24 protein-coding genes are annotated in these 22,463 nt (G+C 56.3%); 11 read left to right on the top strand and 13 right to left on the bottom strand.

Annotated elements, in window-relative coordinates:
• Window positions 1-57: 57 nt before the first annotated feature.
• Window positions 58-1,812 (bottom strand): DUF885 family protein, encoded by a 1,755-nt coding sequence (locus L1F30_RS14190; protein WP_253357046.1) that lies wholly within the window; start codon window positions 1,810-1,812, stop codon window positions 58-60.
• Between the two features lie 347 nt (window positions 1,813-2,159).
• Between L1F30_RS14190 and L1F30_RS14185 the strand changes: the two genes are divergently transcribed.
• Window positions 2,160-3,737, top strand: coding sequence for a peptide chain release factor 3 (locus L1F30_RS14185; protein ID WP_253357044.1), 1,578 nt, complete (start codon window positions 2,160-2,162; stop codon window positions 3,735-3,737).
• A 136-nt stretch (window positions 3,738-3,873) separates the two neighbouring features.
• Here the strand turns inward: L1F30_RS14185 and L1F30_RS14180 are convergent, their stop codons facing one another.
• The 3 genes from L1F30_RS14180 to L1F30_RS14170 are packed head-to-tail and all read right to left on the bottom strand — an operon-like array spanning window position 3,874 to window position 6,121.
• The gene (locus L1F30_RS14180; RefSeq protein ID WP_253357042.1) at window positions 3,874-4,593 is read right to left on the bottom strand and encodes a gamma-glutamyl-gamma-aminobutyrate hydrolase family protein; all 720 of its coding nucleotides are present in this window, start codon (window positions 4,591-4,593) and stop codon (window positions 3,874-3,876) included.
• The gene (locus L1F30_RS14175; RefSeq protein ID WP_253357040.1) at window positions 4,590-5,579 is read right to left on the bottom strand and encodes an amidoligase family protein; all 990 of its coding nucleotides are present in this window, start codon (window positions 5,577-5,579) and stop codon (window positions 4,590-4,592) included. Before L1F30_RS14175 ends, L1F30_RS14180 begins: the two co-directional genes overlap by 4 nt.
• 32 nt (window positions 5,580-5,611) lie before the next feature.
• Window positions 5,612-6,121, bottom strand: coding sequence for a Dps family protein (locus L1F30_RS14170; protein ID WP_253357038.1), 510 nt, complete (start codon window positions 6,119-6,121; stop codon window positions 5,612-5,614).
• Between the two features lie 254 nt (window positions 6,122-6,375).
• Here L1F30_RS14170 and L1F30_RS14165 point away from each other — a divergent pair, with 254 nt between their 5' ends.
• From L1F30_RS14165 to L1F30_RS14145, 5 genes are all read left to right on the top strand, one after another.
• Complete coding sequence (locus L1F30_RS14165) at window positions 6,376-6,966, top strand: 1-acyl-sn-glycerol-3-phosphate acyltransferase (protein ID WP_253357036.1); 591 nt, start codon at window positions 6,376-6,378, stop codon at window positions 6,964-6,966.
• 59 nt (window positions 6,967-7,025) lie between these two features.
• The gene (locus L1F30_RS14160) at window positions 7,026-7,658 is read left to right on the top strand and encodes a 1-acyl-sn-glycerol-3-phosphate acyltransferase (RefSeq protein ID WP_253357034.1); all 633 of its coding nucleotides are present in this window, start codon (window positions 7,026-7,028) and stop codon (window positions 7,656-7,658) included.
• Window positions 7,659-7,682: 24 nt separating this feature from the next.
• The gene (locus L1F30_RS14155) at window positions 7,683-8,444 is read left to right on the top strand and encodes a TSUP family transporter (RefSeq protein WP_253357032.1); all 762 of its coding nucleotides are present in this window, start codon (window positions 7,683-7,685) and stop codon (window positions 8,442-8,444) included.
• Window positions 8,423-8,770, top strand: a complete 348-nt coding sequence (locus L1F30_RS14150; protein ID WP_253357030.1) for a hypothetical protein — start codon at window positions 8,423-8,425, stop codon at window positions 8,768-8,770. The genes L1F30_RS14155 and L1F30_RS14150 overlap by 22 nt, the downstream gene beginning before the upstream one ends.
• A 72-nt stretch (window positions 8,771-8,842) precedes the next feature.
• Window positions 8,843-9,955, top strand: a complete 1,113-nt coding sequence (locus L1F30_RS14145) for an AI-2E family transporter (protein ID WP_253357028.1) — start codon at window positions 8,843-8,845, stop codon at window positions 9,953-9,955.
• A gap of 297 nt (window positions 9,956-10,252) precedes the next feature.
• On the opposite strand, the gene L1F30_RS14140 is transcribed toward L1F30_RS14145, so the two are convergent.
• On the bottom strand, window positions 10,253-10,591 hold the full coding sequence (locus tag L1F30_RS14140; protein ID WP_253357026.1) for a hypothetical protein: 339 nt from the start codon (window positions 10,589-10,591) through the stop codon (window positions 10,253-10,255).
• A 165-nt stretch (window positions 10,592-10,756) separates the two neighbouring features.
• On the opposite strand from L1F30_RS14140, the gene L1F30_RS14135 reads away from it, so the two are divergent.
• Window positions 10,757-11,425 carry a methyltransferase gene (locus tag L1F30_RS14135; RefSeq protein ID WP_253357024.1) on the top strand — a complete coding sequence of 223 codons (669 nt, stop codon included), beginning with the start codon at window positions 10,757-10,759 and terminating at the stop codon, window positions 11,423-11,425.
• Between the two features lie 13 nt (window positions 11,426-11,438).
• Here the strand turns inward: L1F30_RS14135 and sthA are convergent, their stop codons facing one another.
• From sthA to L1F30_RS14120, 3 genes are read right to left on the bottom strand one after another with little or no spacing between them, the layout of a single operon-like run.
• Window positions 11,439-12,836, bottom strand: a complete 1,398-nt coding sequence (sthA, locus tag L1F30_RS14130; protein ID WP_253357022.1) for a Si-specific NAD(P)(+) transhydrogenase — start codon at window positions 12,834-12,836, stop codon at window positions 11,439-11,441.
• Window positions 12,833-13,696 (bottom strand): HDOD domain-containing protein, encoded by an 864-nt coding sequence (locus L1F30_RS14125; protein WP_253357020.1) that lies wholly within the window; start codon window positions 13,694-13,696, stop codon window positions 12,833-12,835. Before L1F30_RS14125 ends, sthA begins: the two co-directional genes overlap by 4 nt.
• A 51-nt stretch (window positions 13,697-13,747) precedes the next feature.
• Window positions 13,748-15,172 (bottom strand): YdiU family protein, encoded by a 1,425-nt coding sequence (locus L1F30_RS14120; RefSeq protein WP_253357018.1) that lies wholly within the window; start codon window positions 15,170-15,172, stop codon window positions 13,748-13,750.
• A gap of 133 nt (window positions 15,173-15,305) precedes the next feature.
• Here L1F30_RS14120 and L1F30_RS14115 point away from each other — a divergent pair, with 133 nt between their 5' ends.
• On the top strand, window positions 15,306-15,857 hold the full coding sequence (locus L1F30_RS14115) for a hypothetical protein (protein WP_253357016.1): 552 nt from the start codon (window positions 15,306-15,308) through the stop codon (window positions 15,855-15,857).
• Window positions 15,858-15,915: 58 nt separating this feature from the next.
• On the opposite strand, the gene L1F30_RS14110 is transcribed toward L1F30_RS14115, so the two are convergent.
• On the bottom strand, window positions 15,916-17,136 hold the full coding sequence (locus L1F30_RS14110; protein ID WP_253357014.1) for a TonB family protein: 1,221 nt from the start codon (window positions 17,134-17,136) through the stop codon (window positions 15,916-15,918).
• A gap of 314 nt (window positions 17,137-17,450) precedes the next feature.
• Window positions 17,451-17,969, bottom strand: a complete 519-nt coding sequence (locus tag L1F30_RS14105) for a hypothetical protein (RefSeq protein ID WP_253357012.1) — start codon at window positions 17,967-17,969, stop codon at window positions 17,451-17,453.
• Between the two features lie 182 nt (window positions 17,970-18,151).
• Here L1F30_RS14105 and L1F30_RS14100 point away from each other — a divergent pair, with 182 nt between their 5' ends.
• Window positions 18,152-18,850 carry a cyclic nucleotide-binding domain-containing protein gene (locus L1F30_RS14100; protein ID WP_253357010.1) on the top strand — a complete coding sequence of 233 codons (699 nt, stop codon included), beginning with the start codon at window positions 18,152-18,154 and terminating at the stop codon, window positions 18,848-18,850.
• Window positions 18,851-18,883: 33 nt separating this feature from the next.
• Here the strand turns inward: L1F30_RS14100 and L1F30_RS14095 are convergent, their stop codons facing one another.
• Both L1F30_RS14095 and glpE read right to left on the bottom strand, forming a co-directional pair.
• Complete coding sequence (locus L1F30_RS14095; RefSeq protein ID WP_253357008.1) at window positions 18,884-19,258, bottom strand: helix-hairpin-helix domain-containing protein; 375 nt, start codon at window positions 19,256-19,258, stop codon at window positions 18,884-18,886.
• Between the two features lie 9 nt (window positions 19,259-19,267).
• Window positions 19,268-19,588, bottom strand: coding sequence for a thiosulfate sulfurtransferase GlpE (glpE, locus tag L1F30_RS14090; protein ID WP_253357006.1), 321 nt, complete (start codon window positions 19,586-19,588; stop codon window positions 19,268-19,270).
• A 153-nt stretch (window positions 19,589-19,741) separates the two neighbouring features.
• On the opposite strand from glpE, the gene L1F30_RS14085 reads away from it, so the two are divergent.
• Both L1F30_RS14085 and L1F30_RS14080 read left to right on the top strand, forming a co-directional pair.
• On the top strand, window positions 19,742-20,410 hold the full coding sequence (locus L1F30_RS14085; protein ID WP_253357004.1) for a flagellar brake protein: 669 nt from the start codon (window positions 19,742-19,744) through the stop codon (window positions 20,408-20,410).
• Window positions 20,410-21,129 carry a hypothetical protein gene (locus tag L1F30_RS14080; RefSeq protein WP_253357002.1) on the top strand — a complete coding sequence of 240 codons (720 nt, stop codon included), beginning with the start codon at window positions 20,410-20,412 and terminating at the stop codon, window positions 21,127-21,129. Before L1F30_RS14085 ends, L1F30_RS14080 begins: the two co-directional genes overlap by 1 nt.
• An 18-nt stretch (window positions 21,130-21,147) precedes the next feature.
• Here L1F30_RS14080 and L1F30_RS14075 read toward each other — a convergent pair whose 3' ends face one another.
• The gene (locus tag L1F30_RS14075; RefSeq protein WP_253357000.1) at window positions 21,148-22,374 is read right to left on the bottom strand and encodes a CaiB/BaiF CoA-transferase family protein; all 1,227 of its coding nucleotides are present in this window, start codon (window positions 22,372-22,374) and stop codon (window positions 21,148-21,150) included.
• Window positions 22,375-22,463: the final 89 nt, after the last annotated feature.

Here is a 22,463-nt window from a genome sequence, read left to right as displayed (position 1 = left end):
GTGGTGGGCAGGCCCGAAGGTGAGCCTGCCGCGGTATATTAACTTACTGCTGTCGCGTTAATGTTGTGCAATCCATTCGTCTACCATGGTTTCCAGCACATCCAAAGGCACGGCGCCCGAGCCCAACACCAGATCGTGAAAGGCGCGAATGTCGAACTTGTCACCCAGCTTGCGAGTGGCTTTGGCGCGCAGTTCAGAGATTTTTAGTTGGCCAATTTTGTAGGCCAGTGCCTGGCCCGGCATGATGATGTAGCGATCCACTTCGTTGACGATATCCTGCTCGCTTTTGGCGGCATTGGCTTTGAAGTAATCGATGGCCTGTTGGCGCGTCCACTGTTTGTAGTGAATGCCGGTGTCTACCACCAGACGCACGGCGCGCCACATTTCATAGGTGAGCTGGCCAAAGCGCGAGTATGGATCTTGGTAGAGACCCAGCTCATAGCCCAGGCTTTCACTGTACAAGCCCCAGCCTTCGGTGAAGGCGGTGAAGCCATCGTACTTTCTGAAGTTGGGCAGGTCGCCCAGCTCTTGTTGAATGGCAATTTGCAGGTGGTGGCCCGGCACGGCTTCGTGCACAGAGAGTACTTCAATTTCGTATTTGGGGCGGGTTTCCGGTTGGTAGAGGTTCACGTAGTAGTAGCCTGCGCGGCTGCCATCGGCGGCAGGGCTTGAGTAGTAGGCGGTGGTGGTGTCGGGCGCTTGGGCCTCGGGTATGGGGCGCAACCCGTAGGGCATGCGTGGCAAGTGGCCGAATAATTTCACAAGCTCTGGATCTATGCGCTTGCTGGTTGCCAGGTAGGCGTTGAATAAGTCTTCGGGGTTGTCGTAATAAAATTGCGGGTCTGTGCGCAAAAAGGTGAGGAATTCCTCAAAGCTTCCTTTGAATTTAACCTCTTTGATGATTTTCATCATCTCGCTTTTTATTCGCGCCACTTCTTGTTTGCCCAGCGCGTGAATGGCATCGGGTGTCATGTTGGTGGTGGTAAAGCTCTGCGCTAAATAGGTGTAATAAGCGCGGCCATTGGGGGTATCCCAAATGCCCACGGTATCGCGCGCAGCCGGCAGGTATTGTTCAACAAAAAAGGTGTTAAACGCCTGGTAGGCCGGCAATACCACATCGCGAATCACCTTTTTGGCATCTTTTTGTAATTGCGCCTGGGTGCGTTTTGGAAGCTCCCCGTTTATCTTGGCAAAGGGCGCATAAAAGGGGCTGTCTTCGGGTTTGACTACCAGGTGCAGTGCCAGTTGTTTGGGAATGCGCGACATCACAATTTTCGGCGGCATGATGCCCTTTTTCATGCCTTCACGCATGAGTGCCATCTGGGTGGCGAACTGGGTATCCAGTTTTGCGAGCCGTGCCAGCCAGTCGCGGTAATCCTGCTCTGTACTCAGGCGCAGGTATTGGGTCAGGTTCTGAATAGACTGAATGCCACCCCGTTGCGACATGGGCGCCAGATAGCGCTCGAAGGCCTGAGCGGCAATTTCTTCTTTAAGCTTTCTTTGGTAGAGGTCGTAGTTGATTTTGTCTTTGGCGGGTAATTTGGCCCGGTCGATTTTTTGCAATGTAGCCAAAGATTTTTCAAGGCGCCGGGTTTTGGCCTGCTCTGCCGCTACCGAGGCATCGCCCCACTGGCTGTTGTAGCGTTTATCGCCAAGGTAGGAAGCCATAAAGGGGTTGTGTGCAAGGTAGTCTTCCCAGTCTGCGTCAAATAAGGCATGCAGCGCTTGCGCTTCATTGTTTTGGCTGGCGTGGGAGGGGAGTGACGGGGCTGCGCAAATAATTAAAGCAACCAAAAGCGACCAAACGCGCATGGGCGAATCCTCTGTTATTAAAATGGCTCGGTGTCCAGAGCCTAGAGGATGGACACCCACGGGGCAAGCACTCCGGGGCTCAGCAGTGCTGCCGGCGGGCGCTTGCCTGGCTTTAGGCCGCCGCCTCATTAGCGCCAATAGCCTGTGTGGGCTGTGGGGCAAGCTGCCGCCTGTGGCGCAGAATCCGCGCAGGCGCTGCAGTGGCAAGGGCTGCGTAAATGCGGCCAAGAGAGCCACGGCGCAAGGCCGTATTGTTGCCGGTTGAGGTTGTTACCCCAAAGGCTGCCATCCCCGCTATAATGGCGGGCTTTCTACCCCGAATTCTGACCCCAAATTGAGTTACCACCATGAGCCAGTTTCAGGCGGCCGTTGATAAGCGCCGTACCTTTGCCATTATTTCGCACCCCGATGCCGGTAAAACCACCGTGACGGAAAAGCTGCTGTTGCTGGGCCAGTTAATTCAAATGGCAGGTTCGGTAAAGGGTAAGCGTGGGCCCCATGCGCGCTCAGACTGGATGAGCATGGAGCAGGAACGCGGCATTTCGGTAACCTCCTCGGTGATGCAGTTCCCCTATCACGATCGCGTGGTCAATTTATTGGATACGCCCGGTCACGAAGACTTTTCCGAAGATACCTACCGCGTGCTCACCGCCGTAGATTCGGCACTGATGGTGATTGACGGCGCCAAGGGCGTGGAAGATCGTACAGTGAAACTCATGAACGTGTGCCGCCTGCGCGATACCCCGATTCTGAGCTTCATCAACAAGCTCGACCGCGATATTCGCGACCCCATTGAAGTGATGGACGAAATTGAAGAGGTGCTGAACATCGCTGCGGCCCCCATCAATTGGCCACTGGGTTCGGGTTCGCTGTTTAAAGGGGTTTATAACCTCTATACCGATACCATTACCGTGTATGAATCGGGCCACGGGCACACGCTGCACGATTTTCGTGAAATCAAGGGCCTCGACAGCGAAGAAGCCACGGCTTTGTTGGGTGATGAGGCCGATGATATTCGCGATGAAATTGAGCTGGTACGCGGTGCCACCCACGAGTTTGATCAAGCAGCCTATGCAGATGGCAAGCAAACGCCGGTATTTTTTGGTACTGCGCTATCTAACTTCGGCGTAAAAGAAATGCTCGACGGCTTTGTGGAGTGGGCCCCCAGCCCACGCGCGCGCGCAACTGAAAGCCGCGAAGTTGCCGCCAACGAGCAAACCTTTTCAGGCTTTGTATTTAAAATTCAAGCCAACATGGACCCAAAGCACCGAGATCGCATCGCCTTTATGCGCGTGTGTTCAGGCAGCTACAGCAAGGGCATGAAAATGCGCCATGTGCGCCTTGGCAAAGATGTAAAAATCGCCGATGCGGTAACCTTTTTAGCGGGCGATCGCGAGCAGGTGGTAGAGGCCATGGCCGGCGATATTATCGGGCTGCACAACCACGGCACCATTCAGATTGGCGACACCTTTACCGAGGGTGAAGATCTGAAATTCACCGGTATCCCCAATTTTGCGCCTGAACTTTTCCGCCGGATTCGCCTGAAAGATCCGCTCAAAACCAAGCAATTGCAAAAGGGCTTGCAGCAGCTTTCCGAAGAGGGTTCAACGCAGGTGTTTTTCCCCATGGCCAATAACGACATTATTGTGGGGGCCGTGGGTGTGTTGCAGTTTGAAGTGGTGGCCTACCGCCTGAAAGACGAATACAAGGTAGACGCCATTTACGAGCCCATTAGCCTTGCCAGTGCCCGCTGGGTAGACAGTACCGATGCCAAGAAGTTTGAAGATTTTAAACGCAAGTGCCACGACAACCTGGCACTCGATGGCAGCGGCCATTTGACTTACCTGGCGCCAACGCGGGTGAATTTGTCGCTGGCCGAAGAGCGCTACCCCGAAGTGCGTTTCCGCGCAACCCGCGAGCACTAAGGGTATGAGCGCCACTCATCAGTGCGTCAGTGCGCGCAGTGGGGCACCCTGTGGTTTGCGCTTTTATTTTTAAAACTAAATGCTAATAAAAGCGGTAAAGTAAAAATTCCAAAAGCGGCGTTTGCGTGATGATGAATTACGAAAAGATAATGCGGCGCTTCTCCACCGAAAGCGTGGCCTGCTGCGAATTGTTACTGGCCGCTTTACACAGGCCGCGAAACAGTTCGCGCTGCGGTTTTTTGTAGGGCAGGTATTCGGGGTGCCACTGCACGCCCATCACAAACCCCTCGGGTGCTTCCACCGCCTGCACCAGGTCGTCTTTATCGCGGGCCACAATTTGCAAGCCTTCGCCGGGTGTGGCAATGGCCTGTTTGTGCAGGCTGTTAACCTTGAGTTGTTGGCGCTGGGTCAGTTTTGCCAGGCGCGAACCCAACGACAGGCGCACCGATTTCGAGGGCGTAATAAAGTTGCGATTGCTCGTGTGTTTACGCAGCGGGCGCACATCGCCCAACAGGTTGCCACCTTTTACCACGTTCAACAGTTGGGCGCCCCGGCAAATGCCAAGCAATGGCAAGCGCTTGGCTAAAGCCTGTTCTACCACGGCAATTTCAAAGGCATCGCGCGCCGGGTCGTAGGGGTAGCCTAAAATCGGGTCGCCTTTGTAGTGATCGGGTTGAATGTCGCTACCACCGCCAATAATTACGGCATCTACCGGCCGCTCAAGCTGCGGATTGGCTGGGCTGATGTAGTGCGGGCGTGCGCCCAGGCCACGCAAAATAAACCGGCTGGCCCACCAGCCGGCTTTAAAGCCTTTATCTGGGCCGGTAACGGCAATGTGTGGGCGTGAGTCTGTCATTGTTGCAGTGCCTCTTTAGCGCGGGTTTCCCACTGGTCATCCAAGTGGTGGCCAAAGCGGTCCAGCTCTTGGCTGTAGGCGCTGCACATTTGTTCCAGCCGCTCCTGGTCGGCGGCCAGCCATTCAACGGCCAGCCATTCATGCCAGGCAATGTGGATGCCCCAGTTGGGGTTATCTATATCGGAGTTGGGCAGGCGAAAGTGAAAGGTGGGCCGCGCTTTGATGCGTGGGTCGTTCATTTCACGGTCGATTTTTTCTGCACGTAAAAATTTAAACAGCGGCAGCAAATCCAGGCTCCGGTTGCGTGTTGGGTTGTGCGCCAGGTAGTCGTCTATCAGTGTGTCGATATCGGGCGCATAATCCTCTGCAATCACTTTTTTAATGTAGGCCTCATCGTAATGGCGAATGTGTGGCGTGAGCTTGCGGGTAAAGTTCGGACGCTCGCGGGCCACAATGCCATCGTATAAACAGAGGTAAGCCTGTAAATGACGCACAATGGTTGTGGCGTCAAGGTCGGGCAAATCCGGATTTAAGTGCATGCCAAAGGCGTACTGTGGCGCCTTGGTGGTGCCGAGCGCGCCCTGGTTGCGTAAATCGCCCACCAGTTCATTAATGGCGTCGAGTTGATTCACCGGTACCGGCGGCGTTACCAGCTCCCAAGGTACCCAGTTTTCTGCCAAATCCTTGATGATGCTGCCTGCGTCATCCAAGGGCGAGGGCAGGCGCATCTCTGAGGCCTGTTGGTAGGCTTTTTTCACAGGCGTTGAATCCAGTTCAACGGTGAAATCACCCAGTGTGGTATCCAGTACGCCGTACTCCAGCGAGCCCTGCATGGCTTCGTCGCCACCAAAGTGGCGTTTCACGGCGGCGACAATTTGCAGGGGCGTGAGCCCGGCCATCTCGATTTCAATGCCCACCTTGCGCATTTTACCTTCGTGGTTCATGCGCTCGGGGGGCAGCTTGCAGTTGTTGTGTAACTTGTTCATGGGAATCCTTTTTACGGCCGGTGCAATGTGATTTATGAGCTTAAAATCGCGCGTAGCATCCAGGCGTTTTCTTCGTGCTGGCCAATGCGCTCGGTGAGCAAGTCGGCTGTTTTTACGTCTTCAATTTCCTCTGCGGCGCTGACTGCGTGACGCAGGTTGCGGGCACAGCGTTCGTTGTCGTCGGCCAGTTGCTTGATCATTTCTTCAGCGCTGGGCGAGCCGGTTTCTTCCTTGATGTCGGTGAGCTCTGCGTATTGCGTAATACTGCCCGGGGCCACAAAACCCAATGCGCGAATACGCTCGGCAATCACATCAATGGATGCGGTTAAGTCTTCGTACTGCTCTTCGGTGAGTTTGTGCAGGCTGTAAAACAACGGGCCTACCACATTCCAGTGGAAGTTAAGGGTTTTGAGGTTCAGCAAGAACGTATCGGCCAGTGCCTTTGATAAAAATTTGGCCAGCTCGCTGCGGTCTGCGCGAGTAATGCCGTTCTCGGTTTTTTGCTCTTTGGGTTTGGTGGATAAGATAGTTGCGCTAGGCATGGCGTCCTCCTTTTGGGTGATCGGTGCAAGCACCGTGTACAGGGGGAATTGCAAGGCCTGTGCCAGCGCCTAAATATGCGGGCTCTGGCCCGTTTTTGCAGAAATTCTTTGTAAATCAGGGTGTTGGGTGTGGGATTTTTGTAAAAATTACCAAGGCCCCTACGCTGGCTGGCCGGTCAGATATGCAGGGGTGCCAAAACCCAACAAAAGTACTAAAATCGCGCCTTCGCAACCAATCTGGCTACAATTACACCATGGCTGTTGTACCCCTATTACCTGAAGATGCGCCCCGTTTCGGGGGTAGCCTTACCCGCGCCCTGGGCCGGGGTTTATTGCACTTGTTGGGCTGGCGCCTGGAGGGTGAGTTACCCAACGAGAAGAAGGTGATGGTGGCCCTGGCCCCGCACACTTCAAACTGGGACTTTATTGTGGCTATGCCGGTGATTATGGCGCTTGGGATTCGGGTGTCTTACCTGATGAAAAAAGAGGCGTTCATTTGGCCGTTCAGCATTTTGTTCAGGTGGTGGGGCGGCATTCCCATTGATCGCAGCGCCTCGCAGGATGTGGTGGGCCAGGTGGCCAGCTGGTATGCCGAGCACGATGCGGTTTGGGTGGCTATCACACCCGAGGGTACACGCAAAAAAGTGGGCCAATACAAAACCGGCTTTGTGCGTATTGCCCATGCGGCGGGTGTGCCGGTATTAACCATCGCCTGGGATTTCCCGTCTAAGGCGTTGGTGGTAGATAAGCTCTGGACAACCACCGGCAATCACGAGGCCGATGCCGAGCGCATTCGTGCCCATATCAATAGCCACTACCGGGGCGCCCAGCCGCAATACCAGTAGTGGATTCTTGCGTGGCCAGGGGTATGGCCACGTTTCACCCAATACATTTGAGAAGTTTGATGAGTCAGCCCCCCAACCATAAGGCCCCTTTACCGCCGAGCTCTGACCAGGTAATTACCCACTTACCGGATGAGTGGCCGCGCATGGGCAACCGTTTTACCCGTTGGCTGGGACGCCTGGGCCTACGCACCATGGGATGGCGCATGACCGGCGAGCTGCCAAAGGTACGCCAGTTGGTGATTGCCGGCGGCCCGCACACCTCTAATTGGGATTTTGTGGTGGCCATGTTTGCCATTCTGGCGCTGGGGGTGAAAGTTTCCTGGCTGGGTAAACACACGATTTTTCGCTGGCCGCTCACGGGCCTGTGGTACAAATTGGGTGGTATTCCGGTAAATCGCGGTGCAGCCACGGGCATGGTAGAGCAAGCGGTAGATAGCTTTCGCCACAACGCCAACCAGATTGTTGCGCTGATGCCCGAGGGCACCCGCTCTAAAGTAGACCAGTGGAAAACAGGCTTTCTGCGCATCGCCAAGGGCGCCCAGGTGCCGGTGCTGCTGGTGGGGATGGACTACCCCAGCAAGTCGATTCACTTTGCCGATATGTTTACCCCCGGTGAAGACATGATGGCAGACCTTGAGCGCGTGAAAACCTTTATCCAGAGCTTTCGCGGCAAGCGCCCGGCGCTGCAGTAAGCGCTCACCCACCGGGAGGCATTCATGGAATGGGCTTGGTGGGTTTATGCAGGGCTTGTGTTGGTGGCTTTTGTGGCGGGGTTTATCTCCTCCATTGCAGGGGCCGGCGGGTTGATAGTGTTGCCGGTGTTGTTGTGGGCGGGTGTGCCGCCGCTCAATGCACTGGCCATCAATAAATTCCAGAGTGTGTTCGGCACACTTACCTCTACTTTGAACTTCTTTCGCAAGGGGCACCTGGATGTCAGGCCGCTCTGGCCCGGGCTTTTGTGTGCGCTGGTGGGCGCTGTGGCCGGCACCTGGCTTATCCAGCGCATGCCATCAGACTGGTTAAAGCTGCTACTGCCGCTCTTACTGCTCTTGCTGGCGCTCTATTTTGCCTTCTCCCCCGATATTTCAGATGAGCCCCGCCCTGCGCGAATGGGGCAGGGCCCTTTTAACGTGATTGCAGGCACGGGCCTCGGCCTGTACGGTGGTTTCTTCGGCCCGGGCATGGGGTCTTTTTATGCTGCCGCCTTTGCCCGCTGGCGAGGCCAGCCAATGCGCGCCGCCACCGCCAGCACCAAGCCCTTCGTGCTGGTGGTAAATGTCACCTCCATGCTGGTGTTTGTGGCTTCGGGCTACCAGTGGTGGGGCTTGGCCATTGCCATGGCCGCGGCACAAATTGTGGGGGCCCGCATCGGGTCTAATTTAGTCATCAGCCGGGGTGCCCGCTTGGTAAAGCCCTTACTTGTGTGGGTAACCTTGGCCATTGCGGGGAACTTGTTATGGCGTTCGTGGGGGCAATAACGCTGCTGGCAACGCTGATGCTGTTTGGCGCGGTCTTGTGGCTATTGATGCGGCTAAAGCGGCCCAGCTATCGCATAGATGCCGGCAATATTTTGCGCTTGTTGGCCGAAATCGAAGCCGGGCGCGCGCGCCATAAAGATTGGGTGGTGTTCACTGCCATGCCGCTGCGCTACGACCCAAAGCTTGAAGCTATTCGCCTGCGCTGTATTGATATTGAAGAGGCGCACCTGTTGGGTGATAGCAGCGCACATCTGTTTGACACCGAAGGCCGGCGCAAACTCGCCGACATTGCCGCCGAGCTGCGGGCTTGTGAGGCTGCCCGCTAAGTGGTTCAATTCGGCCTGTTTTTTTGCGCTAATAACTATTCGGCCGGTGTGGCCACAATCAAGGAGTAGCCCATGGGCGATGGAGTGAACCGGCCAGTATTGAGCTTTATGGTTGGCCTGGCGGCCTTTGTGATAGTGGTGGCCGGCATGCGCGCGGCAGAATCACTGCTGGTGCCGTTTTTCCTCTCGTTGTTTATTGCGGTTATTTGCTCGCCTCCATTGCTGTGGATGAAGCGCCGCGGCCTGCCCGGTGGCCTGGCGGTGCTGGTGATCATTTCCCTCATCGTGCTGGTGGGCGCGGTAATTGGTGCGGTGGTGGGCTCATCTATAGCCTCGTTCCGCGCGGATTTGCCGGATTATCAGGCGCGCCTGCAAGACATGAGTGCGGGCCTCAGGGCCTGGCTTGCGGGCCGGGGGCTGGAGATAGATCGCGGCTTCTGGGCCGAGCACATCAAGCCCTCTGCGGCACTGGCGTTGGCGGGTAATACGCTGTCTTCGCTTGGCAATTTAATGACCAACGCCTTTCTGATTTTGCTGACAGTGGTGTTTATTCTTGCCGAGGAAATGCGTTTTGCCGACCGCCTGGCCCGCGCCCATGAAGATTTGCAAAGCACCATAGTGGGTATCAACCGCTTCACCAAATCGGTGAATCACTACATGGCGCTCAAAAGCGGGCTGAGCCTGCTCACCGGTGCCCTGGTGAGCCTGTGGTTGTGGTTCTTGGGGGTGGATTACGCCTTGCTGTGGGGCACCATGGCGTTTTTGCTGAACTTTGTACCCAACCTGGGTTCGCTATTGGCAGCGGTGCCCGCGGTGTTGCTGGCACTGGTGCAGCTCGGGCTGCCCGATGCCCTGTGGACGGCCGCCGGCTACGTGGCCATAAACGTGGTTATCGGCAATGTGCTTGAGCCCAAAGTCATGGGGCGTGGCCTGAACCTCTCAACCCTGGTGGTGTTTTTATCCTTGGTATTTTGGGGCTGGGTGCTGGGGCCTGTGGGCATGTTGCTCTCTGTGCCGCTCACCATGACAGTAAAAATCGCCTTGGAAAGCTACCCGGGTACAGCCTGGCTTGGCATGGTGCTGGGCGATGCCCCGCCCGATGCCGAGCAACTAGAAGACAGCCCCATTGCCGCTTTGGTTGTGGCCGCTGACGAAGCCTCAAAGGGTGAAACCGCAAAAGATTAAGCGCGCTGAAAGCGAGTCCGCCTGCCACCGCTGGCGCCTAGCTTGAGGCTCAATACGCAATGAATTTAGCTGCCCAAAGCGTTTTGCAAACCCCGGCGCCAAAGGTCAGGCATCGCTGAACATGGCTGCAGATAGCAGATAGCAGATATATGGCTGCACAGGTTCAAGCCCGTTGGGGCTGGTGGCAAAAGCGCGGCGCGTGAAGGGCCATTAACTGGTGGCAAGCCTTAAGGGCCGTTGCGACAAGTGTGTGAGCGCTTGCTTACCAAGGTGCGCTTTAAATTTTTAACTATTGCGCTAGAAGCGATAGGCCGCGTTTAGGGCAAAGCCCTTGTCGTCTGATTGGGTGTGAATACGGAAACCTTCTTCATGCACCGGGCGCTCGAGTTTGCCGGGCGTGAGCGCCTTGGCCAAAAAGCCAATCAGACCAGTTGCAGAGGCTGCCTTGTCTTCTTGCTCAGTGCGCGCGTGCAGATGGAAGTGAATGGCGTCGGTGCGGGCCTGTGACAGTGCGCTGTCGTCGGCGGAGAAAAAGGTGGGGGAGATAGACTCACCAGCGTGCGCCTTTATACACAAAGCCAGCAGGGTGCCACAGAGCAACAGGCTGGTACGACAGGTGTAAAATACAGTGTTCATTGGGGCACGCTCTCTACGGGGTAATTTGGTCGCATCCCTTCCCGCTACTCCATGAAACTAATATACAGGTATTGGCTGGTTGTTTTCTGTGCGCTGGTACCTTGTTTAATACTTTATTCTTATGAATATGCCTAAAGTGCTGCCCTTTAGCGCTATTGGCAATAAATGCCCGAGACTCGCCCGGTGACTGAACAATTAACCCGAAATTTGCGTGCAAGCCTGCCCGATGGGGCGCTGTGTATCACGGATTTACCACGCATACCCTTGCGCTTGTGGTTGCTGGATGCCGCGTTGTTGGCAGATCGGCCGCTCAGCCATGAAGTGGCGGCCCGGGTAATGGCCGCGCCCGCCTATTGGGCCTTTTGCTGGGCCAGTGGCCAGGCGCTGGCGGCCAAGATACTGGCCGAGCCTGAGCGGGTGCGCGGGCGCAAGGTATTGGACTTAGGGGCCGGTAGCGGTGTGGTGGCCATTGCATGTGCCATGGCGGGCGCCGCCCGTGTGTGGGCCTGCGATACCGACCCCTATGCCCAGGCGGCCATTGCGGCCAATGCCGAGCTAAACGGGGTAAACGTGGAGCGGGTGGCTTCGCTCGATGAGGCGCCAGCGGTGGATGTATTGCTGGCCGCCGACATTCTCTACGACCCGGATAATCGCCCGCAGGTAGCGGGCCTGACTGAGCGCGCAGCCGGTGTGCTGATAGCCGATTCGCGGGTGCGTGAAGTGCCGGCGCCGGGGTTTGTGTTATTGGGAGAAGCTCAAGCCCGCACCTGGCCGGATTTAGGCGAGCTTGCCCAATACAACCTGGTGAATTTCTATGGCTTTCAAGTGAGTTAGCTTAATCGTGCTCTTAGGGCTTGGCCCTCTTGCGCTGGCCAATCACAGCCAGTGCGGCCACGCGGTAAGCTTCGGCAAGGGTGGGAAAGTTAAAAATACTCTCTACAAAAATATCCACCGGTGCATCGTTAAGCAGGGCCATTTGGCCAATGTGAATGAGCTCGGTGGCACCTTCGCCCACAATCATGACGCCCAGCAGCTGCTCACCCTGCGGATCGCAGACAAGTTTAAGCATGCCATCCTGGATGCCGGAAATTTGCCCGCGGGCAATTTCTTCAAAGTTGGCGCGCCCTACAATGGCTGCGCCGTTGGCTTCAATGGCTTGCTGCTCGGTAAGCCCCACGGCGCTGAGCTCGGGGATGCCGTAGATACCCGAGGGAATGACGCTGGCAATGCGCCCCAGGTTCAGGCCAATGGCATTGCAGGTGGCGCGCCGGCCCTGCTCCATTGAGGTGGACGCAAGGCTCGGTGGCCCAATCACATCGCCTGCGGCAAAAATGTTGGGCGTGCTGGTTCTGAGGTTCTGGTCTACGGAAATGAGCCCTCGTTCATTAAGCGCAAGGCCTGCGTTCTCAATACACAAATCCTTCACATTGGCGATGCGCCCGGCGGCACACAGCAGTTTTTCACTGCGTATTGTGGCGCCGTTGCTGCACTCGGTAATCACACCGGCTAAACCATCAAAGCGTGCGCTTACTACTGTGTGTTCGCCAAGCCAGGTGCCGCCCATGTCGGTAAAGGCGTGCACAAATTTATCGGTTAAATCCTGATCCAAAAAACCCAGCGGGCGCGGGTATTTGTCGATCATGGTGACCTTGACCCCGAGCGCCTGAAAAATAGAGGCATATTCACTGGCAATCACCCCGCCGCCGAGTACCGTCAGGCTTTTGGGTAAGTACAGCATGGATAAAATGGAATCGCTATCGAACAGGTATTCGTGATCAACGGGGATGTTGTCGGGCTTGCGGGGAAAGGAGCCGGTGGCAATGATGATATTTTCAGCGCTCAAGGTTTGCGCTTCACCACGCACTTTGGCGATGTGAAGTTGGTGGGCATCCACAAACTTTGCGCGCCCGTGAATGGTTTCTATTTTGTTGCGTTCAATTTGCTTGCGCATGTAGTGGTCGTGGGCAAGCAGCACTTGGTCTAGCCGGTCGATAAGGGTTGCCATCTCGGTGTCTTCGGCCAGCTGAAAATTGGCAAGGCTTGCGTTGGCGCGCATGTTTTTCACCCGCAACGCATTTTCGCGCAGGGTTTTCGAAGGGATGGTGCCGCGGTGCACACAGGCGCCGCCAAGCACCTTGTCGCGCTCTACCAATGCCACTTTTTGCCCCGCTTTTGCGCCCTGTACGGCGGCCTTTTGACCGGCAGGTCCGCTGCCGATCACAATCAAATCGTAGTCGTAGCTCATCGTCCGAGCATGGCCTCCATGGTGCTTTTTATATCGTCTTTTTTATCGAGCAGGCTTTGCACTTCGTCATCGTACAAATTGAGGTCGGCCAACACCGGCAGTGCGGTGAGTTGTTCGGCACTGAGCTGATCAGGTGTGAGCATGTGAGTGGCAAAGGCGGCCCCGCCATTGATCATGGTGGTTTGCTCGCGCGCTTGCGTGGCCTTTTCGTATGCGTGGAAAAACTCAATGGATTCACACACAATCTGGGGCATTTCCCAGCGCTGGGCAACGGCAACCCCTACGGGCGTGTGCAGATTCTCTTCAAGTAGCAGTACATCTGCCTCGCTCAATTTGGTGTGGGTTTTGTTTGCACAATCCAGGGCCGCCTGGATAACCACAGGCCGGCCAATGGAGTGTAGTAGGCCGCATAAAAATGTGGCCTCAACGTTGCGCCGGCCCTGGCGCGCAATTTCTTTACCCCAAAGGGCAGTGGCCAGAGCGTGGCGCCATATGGATTGAATGTGGTTTTCAAAGCCGGGTGCTTTAAACATTTTCGCCGAAATAGAGGCCGCCAGCGCTATGTCTGATATCAGGTTCATGCCCAGGCGAGTAATGGCCTGCTGCAGCGATACCAGTGTGGCATTGGGTGAGTAGGCCGCCGAATTGGCGATGTGCATCACGTGGCCGGCCAATGCCTGATCGCTTTGTATCAGGCTTGCCAGTTGGGCGGCATCGGATTCCGGGTCTTGTGAGAGGGTAATCACTTTGTTGGCAACTTCCGGCAGCAGTGGCACTTCCAGTTCCCGGCTGGCCGTGCGCGATTGCAGGGCGTGGGCAATGGTTTGTGCGTCCGGGTTCTCGAAGGCTAAGTTGTTCATGGAGTGTCTCTGCTACTGGCGGCTAAAATCTGAGGACACACCTAGTGTAGATCAACTTGAGCAACTCACCGGCAGATGCTTCTGGTGTGCTGCGGGCGGCTTGGCAAGGGCGCTGTGGCCTGGGTGCTCATCGTAGGGGGCGCTGAGTACTGTGAACAAATCTTCCAGCATGGAGAAGTCGCCAGCTTCGGCACTTTCTATCGCTTGTTGCGCTAAATAGTTGCGCAAAATGAACTTAGGATTGCGTGCGCGCATGTAAGTTTCGCGCTCGGGCACGGCGGCCTGGTTGCAACAGGCACTATAGCGTTCAAGCCATTGCAGGGCGCCGGGGCGATCGGTAATGAGATCGCGGGCCTGCTCTGCGCTTTCGCTTAAAGCGCGGAAAAACCCCGTGTAGTCGGTGCGGTTGGCGGCCAGTAGCGTGAGCAAATCCTGCAGCAAGGCTTGTTGGGTTTCATTGGCCTGGGCTTTAAGCCCGAGTTTGCCCATCATCAAGGTGTAATAGGTTTCGCTGAGCGTGTGCTGGTAGTGGGCAAGCTCTGTTTTTATGTCGTCTATGGCGATCAGGCCGGAAAGGCTGTGTGCCAGGGCATTGAGGTTCCAAAGGCCGATGGCCGCCTGCCGGTCGAAGGCGTAGCGACCTTGGTCGTCTGAGTGGTTACAAATAAAGCCCGGTTCGAAATCATCTAAAAATCCGTAGGGGCCAAAATCGAAAGTTTCGCCAATGAGCGACATGTTGTCGGTGTTCATCACACCGTGGGCAAAGCCTGTAGCCTGCCAGTGGGCAATGAGTTTGGCTGTGCTGCGGGTGGCCAATGCAAGCAAGGCACGAGCGTTGGCGCGGGTGTCATCGGGCGAGTATTGGCCCTGCGCTAAATACCGGCTGGCGCAGTAGTTCACCAGCTTCTCAAGTAATGGCTGCTGGTTTTGGTAGAAAAAGTATTCAAAGTGGCCAAAACGGATGTGACAGCGGGTGACGCGCAGCAAAGTGGCGCCGGGCTCTGCGCGTTCACGCATCACCGTTTGCCGGCTGCCGGCCAGTGCCAGGGCCTGGGTGGTGGGAATACCCAGGCCCTGCATGGCTGCAGAGCCCAGGTATTCGCGCAGGCTTGAGCGCAGCACGGCCCGGCCATCGCCAAAGCGCGAATAGGGCGTGCGCCCGGCGCCTTTGAGGTGTAAATCCCAGCGGTTGCCCGCGGTGCACCACTCGCCCAGTAGCAGGCCCCGGCCATCACCTAGCTGCGGGCTGAAGCCGCCAAACTGGTGACCCGCATAAACCATCGCCAATGGCTCGCAGCCGGGCGGCAGTGGCTCACCTAACACCATCTGTTGCACAGCCTCCTGAGGCAACGCCAGTGCCTCGGCCAGCGCTTGGTTCAGGTGAATAAGGGTGGCATTTGCGAGCGGCAGAGGCATCTGACGCGTGCCAAATTCTGGCCCCAGGCGTGCAAAGGAATTGTCGAACTTGGCAGGCATTGAACATATACTCAGGTAAAGCTTACCCGCATGATGCCACACTTAATGGGTTAATAGCGGCTAGACTTAGGTAGCGCTGCGGCCAGCAAAGGCTGCAGCTATGGCCAACGACACAGGTGAGGGCAGGTGCTAGATGGAGCAAAACAAAGACCTGATTTGGGATTTAGATGCCTTCTCCGAGCGGGCCAATGCCCACGACTTTGTGATGGGGTTTGAAAACAAGCTGTGTGTGTTTTCCCAGTCTGTTAACCAGCTCTACACCAATTACAATATTTTTGTGCCCCGCGAAGAAGATCGCAAGTTGGTGATACTGCCAAACCCCTACGCCCATTTTGATACCTTTAACAACGTCACCCCCGAGGCGCTTTTATCCACGGGGCTGCATATTATTCCCGGGCGCGAGCACCCGCTGATGCTGTGCATTCCGTTTAAGAGCGGCAAAACCAAATACCGCACAGTGCCGCTCAAAGTGGGCATTGAGCTGGTTAATCACCACCGTCCGCCAGAGCGCCCCTTTTTGCCGGTATTAATGAAGGGTGACTTGCGTGAAATGAACGCCACCACACCTTGCCTGCACTTGCACGCCCTAAGCCTTGAGCGGCTTGCAGATATGTCTGAATTAGATCGCGCCGCCATTGCCCGGGTGATTACAGAGCGGCTCTCGGCATTGGCGAGCGTTCATTAGTCGATTTCGCCGGGTATAAAAAAAGCGGCCATTGGCCGCTTTTTGTTTGCATGAGTGTTTAGTCTTTCGGAATGCTGAAGGTAATTGGCAGCGTGAATTCGAAGCGGTCACCCTGCAAATCCTGTGGCATTGGCGGGAAAGGGTCGGAGCGCTCTACGGCTTTCAGTGCTTCGGAATTCAGCAGGCTGTGGCGGGATTCCTCCAGCGCCTGCATGTTCATCACCTTGCCGTTGCGGTCAATCAACACTGCCACACGCACAGAGCCTTCCTGGCCACGCTGCAGTGCGCGCTTGGGGTAGCGAATGTTTTTGTAAGTCCAACGCAGGAGTTTGGAGTGGTACAGCTGGCGGCTCACAAGCGAAGCTGCGGTGAGGAGCGGTTCTTCCTCTTCTTCAAGCTCGTCGTCGTCAAGGAAGGCATTGTTCACAGGCTTGGCTGCAGCTACCTGTGTTGGTTTGGGCTCTGGCTTTTTCTGGGCCACTTTAGGCTGTTCAACCTTGGGTTGTTCTACTTGCGGCTTGGCAGCGGCGCTGGGTGCACTCACCTCAGGTTTGGCGGCCGCCGCTGCGGCCAAGGTAGGTGCAGCGACAGACGGCGCCGAAACCGAAGGTGCGGCAACGGGTGCAGGCCTGCTGGCGGCAACTGCAGGTTGGGCAGGTGCAGCAGCAGGTGTTTTCCATTCCTGTACAGCGGCAATGCGCTCATCGGTTGGGCTGGTGGCGCGGTAGCGCGCGAGTAAATCCGGGTTGATGTTGCCACCGGCCATAATGGCATCGCGGAATTCTGAAGACAGCGGCACAGAGCCCACCCAGGTGGCCAACAACATGTTGAACAGATTAGGCGCGCGGCGGATTTTGCCCATTTCCACGCCATTGATCGTGACACTGATGCCTTCACCGGGAATGTCATCAATGACCACGGTATCGCCGTTGCGCAGGCGGCCCTTGGTCATTTGGGTGAATTCCACCATACCGTCGGCGTTGGCCTGCAGCTGGTCGCCGGCAATGTTGATGGCAATGCCTTCAATCCACATGCGGCTGAGGCCTCGTGCGGAAACCGAGCGGCCGGTAATGCGCAATTCCATGCGGCGCTCGCCACCCACGTTAAGGGCGGTGCCTACATCGGTAGTGGTGGAGGGCAGGTAAAGGCCTGCGAGGAATTGTTCTTGACCCAGTTTGGTGTAGGAGGATATCCCGTTTAGCAGGGGCTCAGCCTGCAGTGTCATGGCTGCGAAACTTGCGCACAGCGCAACGAGCCAGCGGTGAAAGCGAGTTGTCATAGCGGAAAGTCACTCTGTTGGTCAGCTAAATGGCTATATAGCGTAATGTTATGTGGCCTAGGTATCTTTTATAATCATGCCAATGGCTTACTCTACAGCGTTTGGCTGTTACTTCAATAGGCATTTTGGGGTGCCCGGCGTTGGATTGTCATGCCGTGGCGGGCGCTGCAAGACAGTTGCCGGTGATGGCCTGGCAGCCTGCGCCAGACGGACTCGGGCGCACATTGAGGGGTGGAGCGCGGTGAATTGCGGGTGCAATGGGCCGTTGCCCAGCACCCACAGAGGCCGCCGGGCGGCGGCCTTGTGTGCAAGGGCTAAAGGTGATGCGGGTGCAGAGGGTTATTCCAGCTACTGCCGCGCCCAGCCAGTTGGGCCTTGGGCTGATGGGCCATGAACCGCTCAACCAGGCCCGCGGCTTCGGGTTCTGTGTCTATCATCACCAGCACATGGCCATTGCGAATGGCACCTTCAAATTGCTCAAGTTTGTAGTGGCGTTTATTGATGCCCACAAACCCCCCGAGCCAGGCACCGAAGCCCGTGCAAAACAAAAATAGCCCTAGATAGGCCAGCGTGCTATCTACCCAACCGGTAAGGTAAAGCCCCACGCAGGCCACAAGCCCCAGGCTTGCCCCCACCAGCAGCCCGCCTTCGCCAGCGGGCAGCAGGTCGGTGGTTTCAAGTGGGCTGGCGGTGGGCATTCGGTGGCGTTCAAGCTCGGCATCGTTGGCGGCTACCAAGTGTACGTGATTGCGCGTTACGCCCTGACTTTGTAAATCTTCTGTGAGGTGTTCGGCGGCCTGAATGTTATCGGCAAGGTAATATAGTCGCTGCATGGGAAACCTCCCAAATGCTCAATAATGGGGTGTTGAAGCTGCGCCTAGCCAAGCGGGCGCAAGACCTCTAACCTGTTCAGTATAGTGGCCGGCAGCTAACCAATTTCAGTTGTGTAAGACCAACTCGTACTATGGTTACGCCTCAATAGACTTTTATTTACCTAAACATCAGTGGGCTTTACATGGAGATTAAAACCCTCAGCCGGATTCCCCGGGCTGATCTTGAGTCGTTACTGGCACCTATTCCCTTTTATAAGGCAGTCAAACAAGACGACCCTCAGCAATTTGAGGTGCTGTTGCGGCATTCCCGCTTGGTGGAATTCAAGCCCGGCGAGGTGGTACTGCGCCGGGGTGAGCGCGACCCATGGCTGTACTTTTTGCTCAAGGGCCAGCTCGCGGTTTTTGCCAACGATGCCCAGGGCCAGCAGGTGGTTAACTACATTACCCCCGGTGAAGTGTTTGGCGATTTGGCCGCACTGGTGCAACAGGAGCGCTCAGCTACGGTAATTGCAGATCACAATTGCAAACAGGTGTTGGTGTTTGGCACAGATTTTAAAGCCTTTGGCGCCCTTGAGAATTTCGGCGTGATCAGTTTGGCCACCAAGCTCGCTTACTACCGCAACTGTGTACACAGTTTGCGCTGGAAGCTTGAGGTATACCGCATGCGCTACCCGGATAACCCGCTTGCCTCGCGGCACCGCGCGATTAAATTGTATTCCGGTCCCAAGGGCGGCCGCGAGGAGTTGCGCGCAATTCACGAGCAGGCGCAGGCGCTGGCCAAGTTGTTATTGAGCTGGAATCAGGAGTTCGGATCTTTGTCGCTGGCCGCCGAAGGGCACTCGGCACCCAACCCGGCACTGGTTGATAAGATGACAAGCTAGCGCGGCCTTCCCGCGCCATTTTTGTGGGGCGGCTCACTCATTAAGCGTTAGATGCAGTTTTAGTGCGGCTTTTTGTTTCTCGCTCAGGCCTTGTAGCTTACCCAGCTCATCGAAGCTTGTGAAAGGCCGTGCATCTATCACCCGCTGGGCGCAGGCGGCGCCCACGCCCGGAATTTTTTGTAATCCGTTTTTAGAAACGCTGTTGATGGCGCCCACAATAGTTGGCGTGCGCGCGTCCGAAGGCGGCGCTTCGGCGGCCCCTTTGGCTTGGCGTGTGAGGGCTGCGCGCAAGGCACCGAGTTGCGCGTGCAGGTCGGCCAGGTCATCGCGTTGGGCCAGCAACAAAAATTGTACGCGGGTAAGCAAGTACGCTATGGCACCCGTTAGTAGCACAAGTACAAAGGTCATGGGGCGTTCCTAATTTGAGCAATCCTCCGGGAAGTCTAGACGCCACTGCTCGAAACCGCCGTCCAGGCTGTACACCGCGTTAAAGCCCTGCTCGGCCAAATAGAGCGCTGCAGACTGGCTGCTATTGCCGTGATAACAACACACCACCACCTGGGTGGATTTATCGGTATTGGCCATGAAGTCTGCGAGGTTTTCGTTGCTGAGGGGCTGGGCGTCTTTTATATGGTTGGCCGCAAAGCTTTGCGGATCGCGGATATCAACCACTAACGCGCCGCCTGTGCTGCAAAGCGTCTTGGCTTGTGCCGTTGAAATACGTTGAAACTGGGCCATAACTGCCTTGCTGTGTTAAAAAATGAAGCACCAGTATAAAAGTGAATGAGGTAGATGAATACCGCATATTCCGGCGCGCAAAGGTGCGCAGGTTGGGCAAAACCGCGGCCTTAGGGCTAGACTAACCAGTGATGCCCACGATTTAGAGCGCCCATGAAATTTGAAGAATTTAAATTGCCCTTTGGCTACCCCTTAGCGCTTGAAGGCGCGAGCGCAGGCGGTGAGCCCTTTAAATATGCCTGTAAACTGGTGGGGTGTTTACCGGGTGAGCTACTGGTTGCCACGCTGCCGCGCGCAGCCAGCGCAGGTAAATTGCGCTCTGGCCAGAAGTTATTGGTAAAGGTGATGGCCGGCAACGGCGTGCTGGCCTTCGGCACGGTGGTTGAACAAATATTGCCCCAGCCGCGGCCCATGCTGTATCTGCGCTACCCCCCGAAGCTCAGTTTTAAAGAGGTACGCGGCGCCACTCGGGTGGAAATTCATACACCCATCACCGTTAAGGCCACACAAGGGCTGGCCACTGAAAGTGCCAAGGGTTTAATCAGCGATATCAGCCTGTCGGGCGCCCGTATTGAACTCAGCCAGCCGGTGGGCGAGGTGGGCACCCACATCACCATAAATGGCGATGTGACCATTGCCAAACTCGCAGGCCAGCTTGAATTGCCCGCCACAATTCGCTCGCGCATAGAGCGCAGCACCCGCGAAGAAGAGGCGGAGTTCCCCGCCATTTATGGCATTGAGTTTGCCGATATGAGCGATGAGCAGCGCCTACTGCTCTACGCCTATGTGTTCTCATTGTTGGCAACCCAGGCCGGGGCGTGATGAAAATGCTGCGAGGTTCAATGCGCCGCCAAAGTATGTTTGCCTTACTGATAAGTATTATTTTGGGCGTAGGGTTGCGCGCGCAGACGGTGCTTGCGGAGGAGCCGGCCCCGGAGCTTGAGGCGGAGCCGGCACAGCCGCAGGCAGATAAACCCCTCAATACAGACAGGCTCTGGCTGCCTGGCAGTTACGCCATCCACTGGAGCAAGTTGCGTGAAATCGCCGAGCTGGCATTGGCCAGCGAGCGCTGCGTAGAAGTGTTGCGCGGCGAGCTGGCTCAAACCCAAAGCACGCAGGAGGCGCCGGTATTTGCCATCATGTGCCGCGATGCCAACCGCAAAACCTACGTTGATAAATTCAATGGCTTAAAAACCGAGAGCTTTGCCGCAGCGCTGATTCCCCGCGCGGGCGCTGAGGAAGTTGCCGAACAGGTGGCAGAGGTGAATCATCGCGAGGTGAGTGCTGCCTTGTATGCCCGCTGTCGTGAGTTGTGGCAAGAACAGGTGAAGCTAATGAATGCCCTGAGCTGGCAAAGTGATATCGAGAATGTTGAGCCAGTGGAGATTACCGATCTATCTGAAGGCAACTGGCACTACCGTTTTTTGCGCAATTTCAACGCCAAAAACGCAGCCGGTGTAACGCTGCGCTATGTGGCGGTATGCGAGGGGCCAAAAGTTTTCGAGCTCACCTCGCGCATTGATATTCGCACAACACCGTAAACATTTGCGTGTTATGTGTTAGTCGATAATCTTTTTACTGCGCAAATCCCGAATTTCTGCATCCGTTAGCCCTAGTTGCGATTTCAGAATGCTGTCTGTGTGTTGCCCAAGTGAGGGCGGCGCCACCGATTGCTGCAGCTGGCTGCGGCCGTAGTGGATGGGGTTGCCGGCCAGCTCTACTTGGCCTGCCAGTGGGTGCGCAACCTGAATACGCATATTGCGGGCCTGTAGTTGCGGGTCGTTAAATACCTGCTCTATGTTGTTGATGGGCCCGCACGGCACCTGTTGTGCTTCAAGTTGCGTTAACCAGTGCTCGGCTGTGTGTTGCAACAAAAGTTTGGCCACGGTGTCGCACACCTGTTCGCGGTTGGCCACCCGGGCGGGATTGGTGGCAAAGCGCGGGTCATCGGCCAGTTCAGGTACCTTGGCTAGGGTGCAGAATTTACGAAATTGCGCATCGTTGCCGATGGCCAGAATAATAAAGCCGTCTTGGGTGGCGAAAGCCTGGTAGGGCACAATGTTTGGGTGCGCATTGCCCATACGCGCAGGCGTTACGCCGCCCACCAAATAGTTGGTTGCCTGGTTTGCAAGTACAGCCGCCTGCACATCGAACAGTGCCAAATCTATGTATTGTCCCAGGCCCGAGCGGCCGCGCTCTATCAAGGCACCTTGAATGGCGATAGTGGCATACAGGCCGGTAAAAATATCGGTAACCGCCACGCCCACTTTTTGTGGCCCGGCGCCTGGTTGGCCGTCGCGTTCGCCGGTGATACTCATCAGCCCGCCCATGCCCTGAATCATAAAGTCGTAACCGGCGCGTTCACGGTAGGGGCCGGTTTGGCCAAAGCCTGTAATTGAGCAATAGACAATTTTCGGGTTGATGGCTGACAGTGTGTCGTAGTCGAGCCGGTATTTTTTTAGCCCGCCCACTTTGTAGTTTTCAATCACCACGTCCGCGTTTGCCGCAAGTTTGTGCAGTAGCGCCTGACCTTCGGGCTGAGTGATATCTACGGTAATAGATTGCTTGCCGCGGTTGGCGGCTAAATAGTAGGCCGCTTCATCGGTGTTGTTGCCGTCGGCATCCTTGAGGTAGGGCGGGCCCCACTGGCGGGTGTCGTCACCTGCGCCCGGGCGTTCTACCTTGATAACGTCGGCGCCCAAATCGGCCAGTAATTGCCCGGCCCAGGGGCCTGCCAAAATGCGTGAAAGGTCGAGCACGCGAATGCCTGCCAAGGGTGTATTCATAAAGCACCAACCTCATTGCCCAAATGCTGCGTGATTAAAAGGCGCGCCCGCGAAGGGGCGGCAAGGGCCGGCAGAACGCCGGCCCAGAG

Source organism: Simiduia sp. 21SJ11W-1 (assembly GCF_024138675.1).
Taxonomy (GTDB): Bacteria; Pseudomonadota; Gammaproteobacteria; order Pseudomonadales; family Cellvibrionaceae; genus Simiduia.
This window is presented reverse-complemented; position numbering and strand designations above follow the sequence as displayed.

Coding starts and splice junctions, on each gene's coding strand:
- L1F30_RS14120 (WP_253357018.1), bottom strand. CDS start 15,172: ATGCCTGCCAAGTTCGACAATTCCTTTGCACGCCTGGGGCCAGAATTT.
- L1F30_RS14175 (WP_253357040.1), bottom strand. CDS start 5,579: ATGAACAAGTTACACAACAACTGCAAGCTGCCCCCCGAGCGCATGAAC.
- sthA (WP_253357022.1), bottom strand. CDS start 12,836: ATGAGCTACGACTACGATTTGATTGTGATCGGCAGCGGACCTGCCGGT.
- L1F30_RS14150 (WP_253357030.1), top strand. CDS start 8,423: ATGGCGTTCGTGGGGGCAATAACGCTGCTGGCAACGCTGATGCTGTTT.
- L1F30_RS14170 (WP_253357038.1), bottom strand. CDS start 6,121: ATGCCTAGCGCAACTATCTTATCCACCAAACCCAAAGAGCAAAAAACC.
- L1F30_RS14115 (WP_253357016.1), top strand. CDS start 15,306: ATGGAGCAAAACAAAGACCTGATTTGGGATTTAGATGCCTTCTCCGAG.
- L1F30_RS14185 (WP_253357044.1), top strand. CDS start 2,160: ATGAGCCAGTTTCAGGCGGCCGTTGATAAGCGCCGTACCTTTGCCATT.
- L1F30_RS14190 (WP_253357046.1), bottom strand. CDS start 1,812: ATGCGCGTTTGGTCGCTTTTGGTTGCTTTAATTATTTGCGCAGCCCCG.
- L1F30_RS14080 (WP_253357002.1), top strand. CDS start 20,410: ATGAAAATGCTGCGAGGTTCAATGCGCCGCCAAAGTATGTTTGCCTTA.
- L1F30_RS14085 (WP_253357004.1), top strand. CDS start 19,742: ATGAAATTTGAAGAATTTAAATTGCCCTTTGGCTACCCCTTAGCGCTT.
- L1F30_RS14165 (WP_253357036.1), top strand. CDS start 6,376: ATGGCTGTTGTACCCCTATTACCTGAAGATGCGCCCCGTTTCGGGGGT.
- L1F30_RS14135 (WP_253357024.1), top strand. CDS start 10,757: ATGCCCGAGACTCGCCCGGTGACTGAACAATTAACCCGAAATTTGCGT.
- L1F30_RS14140 (WP_253357026.1), bottom strand. CDS start 10,591: ATGAACACTGTATTTTACACCTGTCGTACCAGCCTGTTGCTCTGTGGC.
- L1F30_RS14125 (WP_253357020.1), bottom strand. CDS start 13,696: ATGAACAACTTAGCCTTCGAGAACCCGGACGCACAAACCATTGCCCAC.
- L1F30_RS14155 (WP_253357032.1), top strand. CDS start 7,683: ATGGAATGGGCTTGGTGGGTTTATGCAGGGCTTGTGTTGGTGGCTTTT.
- L1F30_RS14105 (WP_253357012.1), bottom strand. CDS start 17,969: ATGCAGCGACTATATTACCTTGCCGATAACATTCAGGCCGCCGAACAC.
- L1F30_RS14100 (WP_253357010.1), top strand. CDS start 18,152: ATGGAGATTAAAACCCTCAGCCGGATTCCCCGGGCTGATCTTGAGTCG.
- L1F30_RS14110 (WP_253357014.1), bottom strand. CDS start 17,136: ATGACAACTCGCTTTCACCGCTGGCTCGTTGCGCTGTGCGCAAGTTTC.
- glpE (WP_253357006.1), bottom strand. CDS start 19,588: ATGGCCCAGTTTCAACGTATTTCAACGGCACAAGCCAAGACGCTTTGC.
- L1F30_RS14180 (WP_253357042.1), bottom strand. CDS start 4,593: ATGACAGACTCACGCCCACACATTGCCGTTACCGGCCCAGATAAAGGC.
- L1F30_RS14145 (WP_253357028.1), top strand. CDS start 8,843: ATGGGCGATGGAGTGAACCGGCCAGTATTGAGCTTTATGGTTGGCCTG.
- L1F30_RS14095 (WP_253357008.1), bottom strand. CDS start 19,258: ATGACCTTTGTACTTGTGCTACTAACGGGTGCCATAGCGTACTTGCTT.
- L1F30_RS14075 (WP_253357000.1), bottom strand. CDS start 22,374: ATGAATACACCCTTGGCAGGCATTCGCGTGCTCGACCTTTCACGCATT.
- L1F30_RS14160 (WP_253357034.1), top strand. CDS start 7,026: ATGAGTCAGCCCCCCAACCATAAGGCCCCTTTACCGCCGAGCTCTGAC.